A 14,970-nucleotide genomic window follows, 5' to 3' on the forward strand; every position below is an offset into this window, starting at 1 on the left:
TGTTGGGTTGGAATGGACCATTGTGGCGAGGGGGCTTGCCCCCGTTGGACTGCGAAGCAGTCCCTGCACAGCAAATGCGTTTCATCAGAAAAAACGCATCCTGGATTTACGACGGCTTCGCCGCCGAACGGGGGCAAGCCCCATCGCCACAGGGTTTTGTGTTTACAAGGTCAGGGTCAACCGGCTGACGATCGCCCCCGGCAACAGGGACGACGCGGTGTCCCGCTGGCTATAGGTGCTCGCCGACAACAGCATCTCGCGTTCCTGGGTCAACGCTTCCAGTTGCGAACCCAGCAGGCTGTAGGCGCTGTCATCAAACCGCATGGTGCTCACCGGCGCCTGAATCTCGCCATTCTCGACCCAGAACGTCGCAAACCGGGTCATGCCAGTCAGGCGTGCCGCCGGTTGGTCCGAGTAGTTCAGGTACCACAGGTTGCTGATGTACAAACCGGTGCCGAGTTGTTTGAGTACATCTGCCTCAGGCAAATCACCCGCCTGCAAGTTCAACGCACTCGGCGATTCACCGCCACTGGCGCCGTTCGCGGTCAGACCGTATTCGGCGGCACTGCGCGAGCCGACCATTTGCGCCCCGGCCTTGCCTTCGACAATCAAGCGCAGATCGCTGCGCGGGTAACCCTCGGCGGAAAACGCCGGGCTGAGCGAGCCGGTGACTTTTTCATCCAGCGAAACCAGTGGGCTGAACGTCTGATCTCCTGCGTAGAGCTTCTGCAATGGGCTGCTTTTGCTGGCAATCGACTGCGCGGAAAAACCGCCCCAGCACAGCATGCCCATGATCTCCTCCAGCGCGGCAGGGGCGAGGTAAGCGCGGTACTGCCCCGGCGCCAACGTGCGCAACGGCCGCCCCAGAAACTCAAGTTGCTCACGGGCCTGCTGGAAGCGCTTGGCAAAACCCTCACTGCTCCAGTCGTGCCCGGCGTAGCTGGCTTTCACTGCCTGGCCGTTTTCATGGAACAGGCTGAAGTCGAAGTTGAAACTGTTGGCCTGATGCCAGCCGAACGCCCCGGCGGAGCTTGCAAAGCCACGGCTGATCGGCCCGGCGGCATAGAAGCCGACCAGATCGAGACCTTCGGCGGCCTGGGTGATTTCAGCAATCACCTGCTCGCTGTCCGGCAGTGGATGCTCCTGCACGTTCCTGCTTTGCCAACCATTGTGGTTGAGCAGCAGGTACGGATCCTTCGGCAGGAGTGGCAAGGTTTCACGCAGCTGTTGCAGACCTTCGGTCAGACGCTGAAGGTCGACTTGCGGATCGTCCGCCAGGGTGATTTGCAGGTCGGCGTGACGGCCCTCGTTGATCAGTTTCAAACCGATGCTCGCCTGCTGCACTTGCCCGGCTTGCCGGACCTTGGCGTGGTTGAAACGCACGAAGGCCGACGACTCGGCGGCGTAGCTGAGGGTGAACTGTTCCGGTTCGCGCAGAGCTGCGCGCAATCCGGCGACCAAGGCCTGGAACGATTCGGCCTGGGCTTTTGACGAGATCGTGAAAGTAGTCATCAGGCATCTCCCCCGAACACATCAACGTTGCTGAACACGCAGGCAGGTGAAGCATGGCCGACGCGGATTACCTGATTCGGCTCGCCCTTGCCGCAGTTCGGCGTCCCGAGGACCTTGAACGTGCTGGCATCGCCGACGGCGCTGAGACTTTTCCAGAACTGCGCGGAAATTGCCCGGTAGTTCGGGTTCTTCACCACACCCTTGAGTTCGCCGTTTTCGATCAACTGGCCCCATTCGCAGCCGAACTGGAATTTGTTGCGCGCATCGTCGATGGACCAGGAGCGGTTGGTACTCATCAGAATGCCGTGCTCGATGTTGCCGATCAGTTGCTCCAGCGGTTGATCGCCGGGCTCGATATTCAGGTTGGCCATGCGGTCGATTGGCGGACGGTTCCAGCCGCAGGCGCGGCTGTTGGCGACGCCTTCCATGCCGGCGCGAAATTGCGACAGGGCACCGCCCAGCGGGCGCAGCAACAGACCCTCGCGGATCAGGAATTGTTTGCTGGCGGGCGTACCGTCGTCGTCATGGCTGTAGCTGGCCAGTTGTTCGGGAATGTCCGGGTCGAAGGTCACATTGAGCAGTTTCGAGCCGTACTGCAGGCTGCCGAAGTCTTCGGCTTTGACGAAGCTGGTGCCGGCGTAATTGCGTTCGTCGCCGAGGATGCGGTCCAGCTCCAGCGGGTGGCCGATGGATTCGTGGATCTGCAACATCATCTGGTCGGGCATCAGCAGCAGGTCGCGCGGACCTTGCGGCGTGTTCGGCGCCAACAGCAATTGCAGAGCCTGATCGGCAACTCGTGCGCCGGCCCCGATCAGGCCGCAACGACTGATGACATCGAAGCCACCCTGTTGGCCGAAGTTTTCCCGGCCGAGGGTACGGGTCTGACTGTCATTGCCGTCGTAGGCGGTGACATCGAGGCCGGGGTAGACGAAACGCTGGGCCTGACGCAGTTCGGCACCGGCACTGCTGAGGTATATCTGTTCGACATGAGTGATGCCGATGCTCACCTGCCAGTTCACCAGACGCTCGTCCTTGGGGACGGCGGCGGATTCGGCACTGAGCAATGCGTAGCAGTCGCTCAGGTTCGGGAAGGGCTGATCGAGGTTCGGCGAAAAGTAGTCGGCACGGTCGCTGGAAACGGATTGCTCGCGCAGATCCAGCAGGGCGTGAGGCTTGAGCCGGCGCGCCTGGTGCTCGGCGCGTTCGAGGGCGGCTTGCAAGCCCTGTTGCGACAGGTCATTGGTGGCGGCATAGGCTTCGACGCCGTTGACCCGCACCGTCAGCATCGCCCCTTCGTCACGGCTCAGGCTTGGCGGTTCGGCGACGTTCTTGCGCACCGACAGGTACTGGCCAGACTCGCGCACATAACGCAGGGAAAAGAATTCAGCGCCCGTGCGCAAGGCAGCGAAGCGCTGCTTGAGCTGGGGGTAGAAATCGAACATTCGGAAACCTCCTTGGTATGGAGCATCGATGTTGCGAGGGGAGGGTGAAATATTTGCGTGGCGCTAGATTAGGCCTGCGTGGTGGTGGGAGCAAGGATGGAGCGGATTGGGAAGGTTTGACTCGGGTGAGCCAGATAGAGGGGTGTCGCTTTATAAGGCCCCTTCGCGAGCAAGCCCGCTCCCACATTTACCCTCGGGTGTTCACAATATATATGTTCACCGAAGATCCAGTGTGGGAGCGGACTTGCTCGCGAATAGCCGTGACGCGGTGCAGCGTCTTACGCAGTCTGGCCCACTTCCCGCATCGGCTTGCCCTTCACCGGCGCATCACCACACACGTAGTACGAAGCCTTGCTGCGCGGCAACGGCTGGCGGCCACGGATCTTGTCGGCGATTTTCTCGGCCATCATGATCGTCGGGGCGTTGAGGTTGCCGGTGGTGATGATCGGCATGATCGAGGCATCGACCACGCGCAGGCCTTGCATGCCGTGCACGCGACCTTCGCCATCGACCACGGCCATGTCGTCGGTGCCCATCTTGCACGAGCAGGACGGGTGGAACGCGGTTTCGGCGTGTTCGCGGATGAACTTGTCCAGTTGCTCGTCGGTTTGCACTTCGATGCCCGGGCTGATCTCGCGACCGCGGAAGGCATCCAGTGCCGGCTGCTGCATGATTTCACGGGTCAGGCGGATGCCGTCGCGAAATTCCTGCCAGTCCTGTTCGGTAGCCATGTAGTTGAACAGGATGCTCGGGTGCTGGCGTGGGTCCTTGGACTTGGCCTGGATGCGACCGCGGCTTGGCGAGCGCATGGAACCCATGTGCGCCTGGAAGCCGTGCTCTTTCACACCGTTGCTGCCGTTGTAGTTAATCGCCACCGGCAGGAAGTGGTACTGGATGTTCGGCCACTCGAACTCTTCTCGGGTGCGGATGAAACCGCCGGCTTCGAACTGGTTGCTGGCGCCGATGCCGGTGCCGTTGAACAGCCATTCGGCACCAATGGCCGGCTGGTTGTACCAGAGCAGCGACGGGTACAGCGAGACCGGTTGGGTGCACGCGTATTGCAGGTACAGCTCAAGGTGATCCTGCAGGTTTTCACCGACGCCCGGCAGGTCATGGACCACCGCAATGTCGAGCTTGTCCAGCAGTTGCGCAGGGCCGACGCCGGAGCGTTGCAGGATCTGCGGCGAAGCGATGGCGCCAGAGCACAGCAGCACTTCCTTGCGCGCCTTGGCTTCAACACGCTCTTCAGCATCGCCGACCAGGTAACGAACGCCGACCGCACGCTTGCCTTCGAACAGGATCTTGTCGGTCAGGGCGTGGGTGACGATGGTCAGGGTCGAACGCTTCTTGGCCACGTCCAGGTAGCCACGGGCGGTGGAGGCGCGACGACCTTTCGGGGTCACGGTGCGGTCCATCGGGCCGAAGCCTTCCTGCTGGTAGCCGTTCAAGTCTTCGGTACGCGGGTAACCGGCCTGCACGCCGGCTTCAACCATGGCGTGGAACAGCGGGTTGTTGCCGGCTTTTGGCGTGGTCACGCTGACCGGACCGTCGCCACCGTGGTAGTCGTTCGGGCCGATGTCGCGGGTTTCCGCTTTACGGAAATACGGCAGGCAGTCCAGGTACGACCAGTCTTCCAGGCCTGGCAGTTTCGCCCAGCCGTCGTAGTCCATGGCGTTGCCGCGGATGTAGCACATGCCGTTGATCAGCGAGGAACCGCCCAGGCCCTTGCCGCGGCCGCATTCCATGCGACGGCCGTCCATGTGTGGCTCCGGATCGGTTTCGTAGGCCCAGTTGTAGCGACGGCCTTGCAGCGGGAACGCCAGCGCAGCCGGCATTTGCGTACGGAAGTCAAAACGGTAGTCCGGGCCGCCGGCTTCGAGCAGCAGGACGGTGACGCCTTCGTCTTCAGTCAGACGGGTCGCCAGGGTGTTACCGGCCGAGCCGGCACCGATGATGATGTAATCGAATTCTTGGGACATTGAATGCACCCTCTTTGATGTTGGTTCAGGTCTCGGTCGCTGGGACACTGCACAACCTGTGGCGAGGGGGCTTGCCCCCGTTCGGCTGCGCAGCAGTCGCAAATTCAGCGACCTCGTTCTATCTGAAAGCATGCAGTGCCTGGATGGGGCCGCTTCGCAGCCCAACGGGGGCAAGCCCCCTCGCCACAATGGCGTTCACTCCAGAGCGCGTGCGAATCAGAACACCGAGGCGTAATCGCCCAGCTCGACCTGTACCGATTTGATGCGGGTAAAGTTGTTCAGCGAGCTGATGCCGTTCTCACGACCAACACCCGACTGCTTGTAGCCACCGACCGGCATCTTCGCGTCGGACTCGCCCCAGGCGTTGATCCAGCAGATACCGGCTTCCAGTTGATGAATCACGCGGTGGGCGCGGTTCAGGTCCTTGGTGACGATACCGGCGGCCAGGCCGAAGTCGGTATCGTTGGCACGGCGGATCACTTCTTCTTCGGTTTCATAAGACAGGATCGCCATGACCGGGCCGAAGATCTCTTCGCGAACGATGGTCATGTCGTCGGTGCAGTCGGTGAACACGGTGGGTGCCACGAACGCACCTTTGGCGAATTCACCGTCAGTCAGGCGCTCGCCGCCGCACAGCAGGCGTGCACCTTCTTCCTTGCCCTTGGCGATGTAGCCCAGCACGCTTTCCATGTGGGCGAAGCTGACCAGCGGGCCGAAGTTGGTGTTTTCGTCTTCCGGGTTGCCGATGCGGATGCGTGCAACGCGCTCAGCAATCTTGGCTTCGAAAGCGGCTTTCAGGTGCGCCGGTACGAACACGCGAGTGCCGTTGGTGCAGACCTGACCGGAGCTGTAGAAGTTGGCCATCATCGCGGTGTCGGCGGCGCGATCGAGGTCGGCGTCGTCGCAGATGATCAGCGGCGACTTGCCGCCCAGTTCCATGGTCACGTCCTTGAGCGAGGAGCTCGAAGCGCTGGCCATGACTTTCTTGCCGGTGTCGGTGCCGCCGGTGAACGAGACTTTCTCGATGCGCGGGTGCTCGGTCAGCCAGGTGCCGACTTCGCGGCCGCTGCCGGTCAGAACGTTGAACACGCCATTCGGCACGCCGGCTTCGGTGTAGATCTCGGCCAGCTTCAGGGTGGTCAGGGAAGTGACTTCGCTTGGTTTGAAGATCATTGCGTTACCGGCCGCCAGGGCCGGTGCGGATTTCCACAGCGCGATCTGGATCGGGTAGTTCCACGCGCCGATACCGGCGACAACGCCCAGTGGCTCGCGACGGGTGTAGACGAACGAAGTGGTGCGCAGTGGGATCTGCTCGCCTTCGATGGCCGGGACCAGGCCTGCGTAGTACTCCAGCACGTCTGCACCGGTGACGATGTCGACGTAACGGGTTTCGGAGTAAGCCTTGCCGGTGTCCAGGGTTTCCAGGGCAGCCAGCTCGTCGTTGCGCTCGCGCAGGATTTCCACGGCGCGACGCAGGATGCGCGAACGCTCCATGGCGGTCATGGCGGCCCAGATTTTCTGGCCCTTTTCAGCGCTGACTACGGCGCGCTCGACGTCTTCCTTGGTCGCACGTTGTACTTTTGCGAGGACTTCTCCGTTAGCCGGGTTGATGGCTTCGAAAGTGGCGTCGCTGCTGGCGTCGCTGTACGCGCCGTCGATGTAGAGTTTTTGCAGTTCGAAACGGGCCATATAGTCCTCGCAAGTGCATAAGTGGTTGGCGTTGACCACCGGGCGCGCCATGCAACCGGGCGACGCTGATCAGTGGCGGTTCAGGGGTTGAGCGTTTATGTGTGCTCTAACTCACCCGCTTGGCCAATTGGATATCCATGTATTCGTAAGCAATCTTTTGCGCCTGCCCGGTGTCGAAAGCGTCTCCCGACAGCGCGCCGCGCAACCACAATCCGTCGATCAACGCTGCCAGGCCACGGGCCGCGCTGCGCGCATCATCGAGCGCCATCACACGGCGGAACTGGCAGCACAGGTTGGAATACAGGCGGTGATCGTTGATCCGCTGCAACCTGTGCAAAGACGGCTGGTGCATGCTGGTGGCCCAGAAGGCCAGCCAGGTTTTCATTGCCGGGCCATTGACCTGGCTGGCGTCGAAGTTGCCTTCGATAATCACCTGCAGATGCGCCCGCGGGCTGTCATCTGTCAGCGCCTGTCGACGTGCGGTGACGTTCTCGCTCAGGACAGTCATCAGGTACCCCATGGTGGCGGCGATCAGGCCATTCTTGTCCTGAAAGTAGTGACTGATGATGCCATTCGAGACACCGGCCAAACGGGCGATCAGCGCAATGCTGGCGTCCCCCATTCCGACCTGGTCGACCGCCTGCAAAGTAGCTTCGATCAACTGTTGGCGACGGATGGGTTGCATACCGACCTTGGGCATCTTGCACATCTCCTTAGGCCTTCCGGCAGACGCAAAACGTCTATCGGATCGAGGGCCAGTCTATTTTGTTTTGATTGAACGTTCAATCAACAAAGAATAAGATCTGCGACAAATCGTCGCTACCTACAGATTTTTCCTACGCGTCGCGGCGAAAAAAACGACTTCCGAAAATGCTCGAAACCTACGCGCCACGGCGCTCAAGAGGGTTCGAGCTTTTTATGGCTGTCTTTATATCACCCGCTGGTCGGCTGCTCACAAAGCGATTGGTCGGGTAATTCGTTTGTCTTGCGTCTTCTCTCGCACTGCCCGGAGCATCTGTGCCATGAGTTCTGCCTCGCTAATAAAGACCCCACCCGAAAAGGTGACGGTCAACGGTTGGGTGTTCTACACCTCTACCGCGCTGATTCTGTTGTTGACCGCCATTCTGATCATCGCCCCGCAGGAGGCCGGCAAAATGCTCGGCACGGCGCAGGCCTGGTTGTCTCGCAGCTTCGGCTGGTACTACATGGTGGTGATTGCCGCCTACCTGATTTTCGTGGTCGGCCTGGCGTTCTCGTCCTACGGCAAGCTCAAGCTGGGCAGCAAGGACGACACCCCGGACTTCAGCTACGGCGCCTGGGCGGGGATGCTGTTCTCGTCGGGCATCGGCATTTCGTTGCTGTACTTCGGTGCTTCCGAGCCGCTGGACCACTACTTCAACCCGCCGGAAGGCGTGGCCGCCAGCAACCTTGCCGCCCGTCAGGCTGTGCAGTTGACGTTCCTGCACTGGGGCCTGCATGGCTGGGCAATTTATGCCTTGGTCGGCCTGGCGGTGGCGTACTTTGCTTATCGGCATAACCAGCCGCTGGCATTGCGTTCGGCGCTTTATCCGCTGGTGGGCGAGCGTTGGGTCAAAGGCGCGGCCGGTCATGCGGTGGACGGCTTCGGCATGTTCGTGACCCTGTTGGGGCTGGTGACCAACCTGGGGATTGGTTCGCTGCAGGTGTCGTCGGGCCTTGAAAACCTGTTCGGCATGGAACACAGCAACACCAACCTGCTGATCGTGATCATCGTGATGAGCACCGTGGCGACCATCGCTGCCGTGTCCGGGGTGGAAAACGGCATTCGTCGTCTGTCCAACCTCAACATCATCCTGTTTAGCGGCCTGCTGATTTTCGTCCTGCTGTTCGGTCCGACCCTGCACCTGCTCAATGGCTTCGTGCAAAACGTCGGTGACTATCTGAACGGCGTGGTGCTGAAGACTTTCGACCTTTACGTGTATGAAGGCGACAGTGAGAAGTCCGACCGCTGGTTGGGCCTGTGGACCTTGTTCTACTGGGCCTGGTGGATTTCCTGGGCGCCATTCGTAGGCATGTTTATCGCGCGTATCTCCCGTGGTCGTACGGTGCGTGAGCTGGTGGCTGGCGTGTTGCTGATTCCTCTGGGCTTCACCCTGGCATGGCTGTCGATCTTCGGTAACTCGGCCCTGGACCTGGTGATGAACCACGGGGCGGTGGAACTCGGGAAGACGGCTCTGGAACAACCGTCCATGGCGATCTACCAGTTGCTTGAGCATTACCCGGCGTCGAAGGTTGTGATCGGCGTGTCGATTTTTGTTGGTTTCGTGTTGTTCCTGACGCCTGCGGATTCCGGCGCGGTGATGATGGCCAACCTGTCCTGCAAGGGCGGCACCGTCGACGAAGACGCCCCACACTGGCTGCGGATCTTCTGGTCGGCGGTGATCACCCTGGTGACTATCGGTCTGTTGTTCGCCGGTAACTTCGAAGCCATGCAGACCATGGTGGTGCTGGCCGGCCTGCCGTTCTCGGTGGTGCTTGTCTGCTTCATGTTTGGCTTGCACAAGGCCATGCGCCAGGACGTGCAGATCGAACAGGAGCAAGCGGAACTGGCTGCACGCGGTCGCCGTGGCTTCAGCGAGCGTCTGACACAGTTGGACCTGCAACCGAGCCAGTCGGTGGTACAGCGTTTCATGGACAAGCAGGTGAGCCCGGCATTGGCCGATGCGACGGCGCAGATGCGTGCTCAAGGGCTGCAAGTGCAGACGTTGTTGGGTAAATCCAAGCGCTGCATGGGCGTGCGGGTCGAGATGGAAGAGGGCAACCCTTTTGTCTACGAAGTGAGCCTGGATGGCTATCTGGCGACGCCGACCGAGTCGGCCCAGTCCGATGAGACGCGTCAGCGTTACTACCGCGCCGAGGTGTACCTGCACAACGGTAGCCAGGACTACGACTTGATGGGCTTCACCCAGGATCAGATCACCCGGGACGTGCTCGATCACTTTGAAAGCCATCGGCAGCTCCTTGGCCGGGTTTATAGCTGAAGTTGCAGTGACGCGGCCCGGGGTTAGGGCCGCGTTGTTCCTGCGGCCATCGATTGATCCGCAATCCAGCCCTCACCCCAGCCCTCTCCCAGAGGGAGAGGGAGCCGACCGAGTTGTCTTGCGCAATGCGTCGACCTGAAAAATCGAGTCGATTATGGATCCGATGGAGGAGCAGCAGGCGGGTGTAACGCTGAAGAGGGAGTCGACCGCGTTGTCTTGCGCAATGCGTCGACCTGAAAAATCGAGTCGATTATGGATTCGATGAAGCAGGATCAGGTCGGTGTAGCTCTGAAGCATCCCCCAATCAGTCCCCTCTCCCTCTGGGAGAGGGTTAGGGTGAGGGGCTTTTTCCCTGACCCAATAAAAAAGGATCGCTCATAGCGATCCCTTTTTTCATCCCGCCTTACCCCAGGTTCTTCCCAAGCAAAGCGTGATACAGCTCGCTGTCCCCCAGAATCCCGACCACATGGTTGTTATCGTGCAGCACCAGCTTGTTACCTGTCTGGTAACGAATCTGCAGCGCGTCACGCATGCCGATGTTCGAGTCCACCAAGGTTGGTCGACGACCCAGACCTTCAACCGCCTGACCCGGTATCCAGTTCTGCAAATCCAGCGCAGAACCGTTCTGGCGCGCGCCCTTGATGGTGTTGCCTTCGGCCAGGTCCAGCCACGAATCGCCACCCGGGTCGAGGCACACCGAACCGTTGATGCGTTTGCATTTGTCCAGGGTGCGCATCAGGCTGCGACCGCACAGCACGTTCAGCGGGTTAGTGTGGGCGACGAAGGTCCGCACGTAGTCGTCCGCAGGGTTGAGGACGATTTCCTCCGGCTTGCTGTACTGGATGATCCGCCCGTCTTTCATGATCGCGATGCGGCTGCCCAGTTTCAGGGCTTCATCGAGGTCGTGACTGACGAACACGATGGTCTTGCTCAGCTTGCGTTGCAGTTCCAGCAGTTCGTCTTGCAGACCCTGGCGGATCAGCGGGTCGAGTGCGGAGAACGGTTCGTCCATCAACAGGATATCGGCGTCCATCGCCAGTGCTCGGGCCAGGCCCACCCGTTGCTGCATCCCGCCGGAAAGCTCGTCGGGTTTCTTGTTGCGCCATTGGGTCAGGCCTACCAGCTCAAGCTTGTCGTCCACCAGCTTGCGTCGTTCCTTCTCCGGTCGGCCCTGCATTTCCAGGCCGAAGCTGATGTTTTCGCGCACCGTCAGCCAGGGCATCAGGGCGAACTTCTGGAATACCATCGCAATGCGCTTGGTGCGCATCATTTTCAGTTCAGCGGCGGTGCAGGACGCAATGTTGATCTGCTTGCCTTCGTGCTCGACGAACAGCTTGCCACGGCTGACGGTGTTGAGGCCGTTGATGCAACGCAGCAGGCTGGACTTGCCGGAGCCGGACAGGCCCATCAGCACGCAGATTTCCCCTTTTTCGATATCCAGGCTGGCCTTTTCGACGCCAACGATCTGCCCGGTCTTTTTCAGGATCTCGCCACGGGTCAAACCTTGATCGAGAAGTTTGAGTGCTTCGCGCGGATCTTTGGTGAAGATCACGTCTACGTCTTCAAAGCGAATTATGCTCATGCGTCACCCCCTACTTTGGCGTCGGGTTGTTTGCAGATACGGTCGAGCATGATCGCCAGCAGTACGATCGCCAGGCCCGCTTCGAAGCCCAGGGCGATATCAGCAGTGTTCAGTGCGTTGACCACCGGTTTGCCCAGGCCATCGGCGCCTACCAGTGCCGCGATCACCACCATCGACAGCGACAGCATGATGCACTGGGTGATGCCGGCCGCGATGCTCGGCATGGCGTGGGGCAGTTCAATCCGTGTGAGCAGTTGGCGACGCGAGCAGCCGAAGGCTTTGCCGGCGTCCATCAATTCTTGCGGGACATCGCGGATACCCAGGTAGGTCAGGCGGATGGGCGCGGCAATCGCAAACACCACCGTGGAGATCAGGCCCGGGACCACGCCCAGCCCGAAGAGGGTCAGGGTAGGAATGAGATAAACGAAGGTCGGTACGGTCTGCATAAGATCGAGTACCGGACGCATTACCGTGTAGAACATCGGCTTGTGCGCCGCGACGATGCCCAGTGGCACGCCGATCAGCACGCACACCAGGGTGGCGAACAGCACCTGGGCGAGGGTTTCCATGGTTTCCTGCCAGTACCCAAGGTTGAGGATCAGCAGAAAGGATGCGACGACGAACGCGGTCAGGCCCCATTTGCGTTGGATGAAGTGTGCCAGCAGTGCAATCAGGCCGATCAATGCCAGCGGGTTGAACCAGGTCAGCGCAAACGTCACGCCGTGGATCATCGTTTCCAGGGTCACGGCGATTGCGTCAAAGGTGTTGGCGCCGTGTTGCGTCAACCATTCAACGAAGCCCGCGATGTACTGGCCTAAAGGGATTTTCTGATCAATCAGCATGGTATTGAACGTCCGCATGCAAGGAAATAACAGCCCGGACGGCCGGAGCCGTCCGGCATAAACAATTACTGCGCAAGCTTGGCTTTCACGGCCTCCAGGCCAGGTTTACCGTCAATGGTGGTCACGCCAGCGAGCCAGGTATCGAGCACCTGTGGATTGTTTTTCAGCCAGGCCTTGGCGGCCGCATCAGGCTTCATCTTGTCGTCCAGGATGTTGCCCATCAGTTCACTTTCCATGTCGACGGTGAACTCCAGGTTCTTGAGCAACTGACCGACGTTGCTGCACTCCTGCGCATAGCCCTTGCGGGTGTTGGTCGCCACGGTGGCGGCACCGAAGTCCGGGCCGAAGAAGTCATCACCACCGGTCAGGTATTGAATCTTGAAACGCTTATTCATCGGATGCGGCGCCCAGCCGAGGAACACCACGGAGGTGTCGCGTTTCTGTGCGCGTTCGACCTGCGACAGCATGCCTGCCTCGCTGGACTCGACGACTTTGAAACCGGCGTCCTTGAGGCCAAAGGCGTTCTTGTCGATCATGGTCTGGATCAGACGGTTACCGTCGTTGCCGGGCTCGATGCCATAGATCTTGCCGTCGAGTTCTTTCTTGAATTTGGCGATGTCGGCGAAATCGTGCAGCCCCTTGTCGTACAAGGCTTGAGGAACGGCGAGGGTGTACTTGGCGCCCTTGAGGTTGGTGCGCACGGTTTCCACGGTGCCGGCCTCGCGATAAGCCTTGATGTCGTTTTCCATGGTCGGCATCCAGTTACCGAGGAACACGTCCATGTTCTTGCCATCGGCCAGGGACTTATAGGTCACGGGCACGGAAATCATGGTGGTCTTGGTCTTGTAGCCCAAGGCGTTGAGCACGACGCTGGTGGTCGCGGTTGTTGCGGTGATATCGGTCCAGCCGACATCGGAGAAGTTTACGGTGCTGCATTGCGCCGGTTCTGCGGCATGCGCCAGAACCGGCAGACTTAGCATGGCGGCCAACAACAACGACGGGGAACCTTTCATGGATGGACTCCTTGGTGTTTTTTTTGGCAGTGTTCCGACTGGACCACCGCACTTATAGGTTGCGGTTGGGTGGCGTTTGGAGACAGCTCTACTACGGCGCCGTGCAATCGAGTCGATATGATCATGTACCAGTGAAAATCTGACGCCTACAGGGTGCGTCGTATCCAGTACAGGGAGGGTCGCATCCAGTGTCGGTGACGTCGTTTACAGATTTTTTCAGCCCTCTTTGTCCCTCTGATCCGCAAAAAAACGGCGAAAACGCTGCGTAAAAGACACGCGGCGTTAGTGGGCATGAGTGCGTCGGTGTGAGACGTCGAAAGACACGGTAAAAGCCCGATCATGCGGCCATCTCGGCGGATTGCAGCTTGAGCGTAGCAGCTCCGCCACCGGGCGCTTTTGCGTGCGGCGCAGGTACACCCAGGAGTTCGGCAGTCATGGCTATCAGTGTTTTCGATCTGTTCAAAATCGGTATCGGCCCTTCCAGTTCCCACACAGTGGGGCCGATGCGGGCTGCGGCTTTGTTCGTGCAAGGCTTGCGTGAGCGTGGGTTGCTCGAGCGGGTTCGGCGAGTCGAGGTCCAGCTGTTCGGTTCGTTGTCGGCCACCGGTATCGGTCACGGCAGCGACAACGCGGTGATCATGGGCCTGATGGGGGAGTGGCCGGACGCGATCGATCCGTCGCAAATCGGCCTGCGCATCGACATCCTGCGCGAAACGGATACTTTGTTGCTCGACGGACGTTTGCCGGTCCCGTTCATCTGGTCTCGGGACATGCGCCTGATCGATGAAAACCTGCCGTTTCACCCCAACGCCATGACCCTGATTGTCGAAGGCGACGACGGCGAGTTGCATCGCGACACCTACTATTCGGTCGGCGGCGGTTTTGTCGTCGATGAGGCGCAAGCCAGCAGCGGGGTGGTCGACATGGATCGCACCGAGCTGCCATACGATTTTTCCAGTGCGGCCGAGCTGCTGGAACTGTGTAAAACGCACAACCTGCGGGTGGCCGAACTGATGATGGCCAACGAGAAGGTCTGGCGCAGCGAAGAGGAAATCCGCAGTGGCCTGATGCACCTGTGGCGCGCCATGCAGGATTGCGTCGAGCACGGCCTCAAGCACGAGGGCATCCTGCCCGGTGGCCTGAATGTGCGCCGTCGCGCGGCCAAATTGCATCGCAGCCTGCAGGAGCTGAACAAACCCAACGTGATCGGCTCGACGCTGAGCGCCATGGAGTGGGTCAACCTGTTTGCCCTCGCGGTCAACGAAGAGAACGCCGCCGGCGGGCGCATGGTCACGGCACCGACCAATGGCGCGGCGGGGATCATTCCTGCGGTGTTGCACTACTTCATGAAGTTCAGCGAGGACGTGACCGACGCCAATGTCGTCGACTACCTGCTCGGCGCGGCTTCGGTGGGGATCCTGTGCAAGAAGAACGCCTCGATCTCCGGTGCCGAAGTCGGTTGCCAGGGCGAAGTCGGTTCGGCCTGCGCCATGGCGGCAGCGGGTTTGGCGGAAATCCTCGGGGCCACACCGGAACAACTGTGTAACGCGGCGGAAATTGGCCTGGAGCACAACCTGGGACTCACGTGCGATCCGGTGGGCGGCCTGGTGCAGGTGCCGTGTATCGAGCGCAACGCGATTGCTGCGGTGAAAGCGATCAACGCGGCGCAAATGGCTTTGCGCGGCGATGGTCAGCACTTTATCTCGCTGGACCGGGTGATTCGCACAATGCGCGATACCGGTGCCGATATGCATGACAAATATAAGGAGACGTCGCGGGGTGGGTTGGCGGTTAGTGCGGTGGAGTGCTGAGACCGAGTGGCCTCCATTCGCGAGCAAGCCCGCTCCCACATTGAAATGCGTTCCCCTGTGGGAGCGGGCTTGCTCGCGAA

At 60.3% G+C, this 14,970-nt stretch carries 10 protein-coding genes; 2 read left to right on the forward strand and 8 right to left on the reverse strand.

Going from position 1 to position 14,970, the window contains the following annotated elements; genetic code table 11:
- Positions 1-162 precede the first annotated feature (162 nt).
- The 5 genes from KW839_RS05635 to betI form a co-directional block, all read right to left on the reverse strand.
- Positions 163-1,512: a TldD/PmbA family protein gene (locus KW839_RS05635; protein WP_218423669.1), complete on the reverse strand. Its 1,350-nt coding sequence runs from the start codon at positions 1,510-1,512 to the stop codon at positions 163-165.
- Positions 1,512-2,954: a TldD/PmbA family protein gene (locus KW839_RS05640; RefSeq protein WP_218423670.1), complete on the reverse strand. Its 1,443-nt coding sequence runs from the start codon at positions 2,952-2,954 to the stop codon at positions 1,512-1,514. The genes KW839_RS05635 and KW839_RS05640 overlap by 1 nt, the downstream gene beginning before the upstream one ends.
- Before the next feature lie 278 nt (positions 2,955-3,232).
- Entirely contained in the window at positions 3,233-4,933 is a 1,701-nt protein-coding gene (gene betA, locus KW839_RS05645; protein WP_218423671.1) for a choline dehydrogenase, read from the reverse strand.
- 216 nt (positions 4,934-5,149) lie between these two features.
- Positions 5,150-6,622: a betaine-aldehyde dehydrogenase gene (gene betB / locus KW839_RS05650; protein ID WP_060542356.1), complete on the reverse strand. Its 1,473-nt coding sequence runs from the start codon at positions 6,620-6,622 to the stop codon at positions 5,150-5,152.
- 106 nt (positions 6,623-6,728) lie between these two features.
- Entirely contained in the window at positions 6,729-7,322 is a 594-nt protein-coding gene (gene betI / locus KW839_RS05655) for a transcriptional regulator BetI (protein WP_060542355.1), read from the reverse strand.
- Between the two features lie 379 nt (positions 7,323-7,701).
- Here betI and KW839_RS05660 point away from each other — a divergent pair, with 379 nt between their 5' ends.
- Positions 7,702-9,642, forward strand: a complete 1,941-nt coding sequence (locus tag KW839_RS05660; protein WP_371318046.1) for a BCCT family transporter — start codon at positions 7,702-7,704, stop codon at positions 9,640-9,642.
- A gap of 403 nt (positions 9,643-10,045) precedes the next feature.
- Here the strand turns inward: KW839_RS05660 and choV are convergent, their stop codons facing one another.
- The 3 genes from choV to KW839_RS05675 all read right to left on the reverse strand — a co-directional run bounded on the left by choV (position 10,046) and on the right by KW839_RS05675 (position 13,079).
- Positions 10,046-11,224: a choline ABC transporter ATP-binding protein gene (gene choV / locus KW839_RS05665; protein ID WP_060542353.1), complete on the reverse strand. Its 1,179-nt coding sequence runs from the start codon at positions 11,222-11,224 to the stop codon at positions 10,046-10,048.
- Positions 11,221-12,066 (reverse strand): choline ABC transporter permease subunit, encoded by an 846-nt coding sequence (gene choW, locus KW839_RS05670; protein ID WP_060542927.1) that lies wholly within the window; start codon positions 12,064-12,066, stop codon positions 11,221-11,223. Before choW ends, choV begins: the two co-directional genes overlap by 4 nt.
- Before the next feature lie 65 nt (positions 12,067-12,131).
- Positions 12,132-13,079, reverse strand: a complete 948-nt coding sequence (locus KW839_RS05675) for a choline ABC transporter substrate-binding protein (protein WP_060542352.1) — start codon at positions 13,077-13,079, stop codon at positions 12,132-12,134.
- Between the two features lie 434 nt (positions 13,080-13,513).
- Between KW839_RS05675 and KW839_RS05680 the strand changes: the two genes are divergently transcribed.
- Positions 13,514-14,890, forward strand: a complete 1,377-nt coding sequence (locus KW839_RS05680) for an L-serine ammonia-lyase (RefSeq protein WP_218423673.1) — start codon at positions 13,514-13,516, stop codon at positions 14,888-14,890.
- Positions 14,891-14,970: the final 80 nt, after the last annotated feature.

The organism is Pseudomonas sp. PDM31 (assembly GCF_019218965.1).
Lineage (GTDB): Bacteria > Pseudomonadota > Gammaproteobacteria > Pseudomonadales > Pseudomonadaceae > Aquipseudomonas.

What these genes read in the sequence shown, in the direction of transcription:
- KW839_RS05635 (WP_218423669.1), bottom strand. Translation starts at nt 1,512, where the DNA reads ATGACTACTTTCACGATCTCGTCAAAAGCCCAGGCCGAATCGTTCCAG.
- KW839_RS05640 (WP_218423670.1), bottom strand. Translation starts at nt 2,954, where the DNA reads ATGTTCGATTTCTACCCCCAGCTCAAGCAGCGCTTCGCTGCCTTGCGC.
- betA (WP_218423671.1), bottom strand. Translation starts at nt 4,933, where the DNA reads ATGTCCCAAGAATTCGATTACATCATCATCGGTGCCGGCTCGGCCGGT.
- betB (WP_060542356.1), bottom strand. Translation starts at nt 6,622, where the DNA reads ATGGCCCGTTTCGAACTGCAAAAACTCTACATCGACGGCGCGTACAGC.
- betI (WP_060542355.1), bottom strand. Translation starts at nt 7,322, where the DNA reads ATGCCCAAGGTCGGTATGCAACCCATCCGTCGCCAACAGTTGATCGAA.
- choV (WP_060542353.1), bottom strand. Translation starts at nt 11,224, where the DNA reads ATGAGCATAATTCGCTTTGAAGACGTAGACGTGATCTTCACCAAAGAT.
- choW (WP_060542927.1), bottom strand. Translation starts at nt 12,066, where the DNA reads ATGCTGATTGATCAGAAAATCCCTTTAGGCCAGTACATCGCGGGCTTC.
- KW839_RS05675 (WP_060542352.1), bottom strand. Translation starts at nt 13,079, where the DNA reads ATGAAAGGTTCCCCGTCGTTGTTGTTGGCCGCCATGCTAAGTCTGCCG.
- KW839_RS05680 (WP_218423673.1), top strand. Translation starts at nt 13,514, where the DNA reads ATGGCTATCAGTGTTTTCGATCTGTTCAAAATCGGTATCGGCCCTTCC.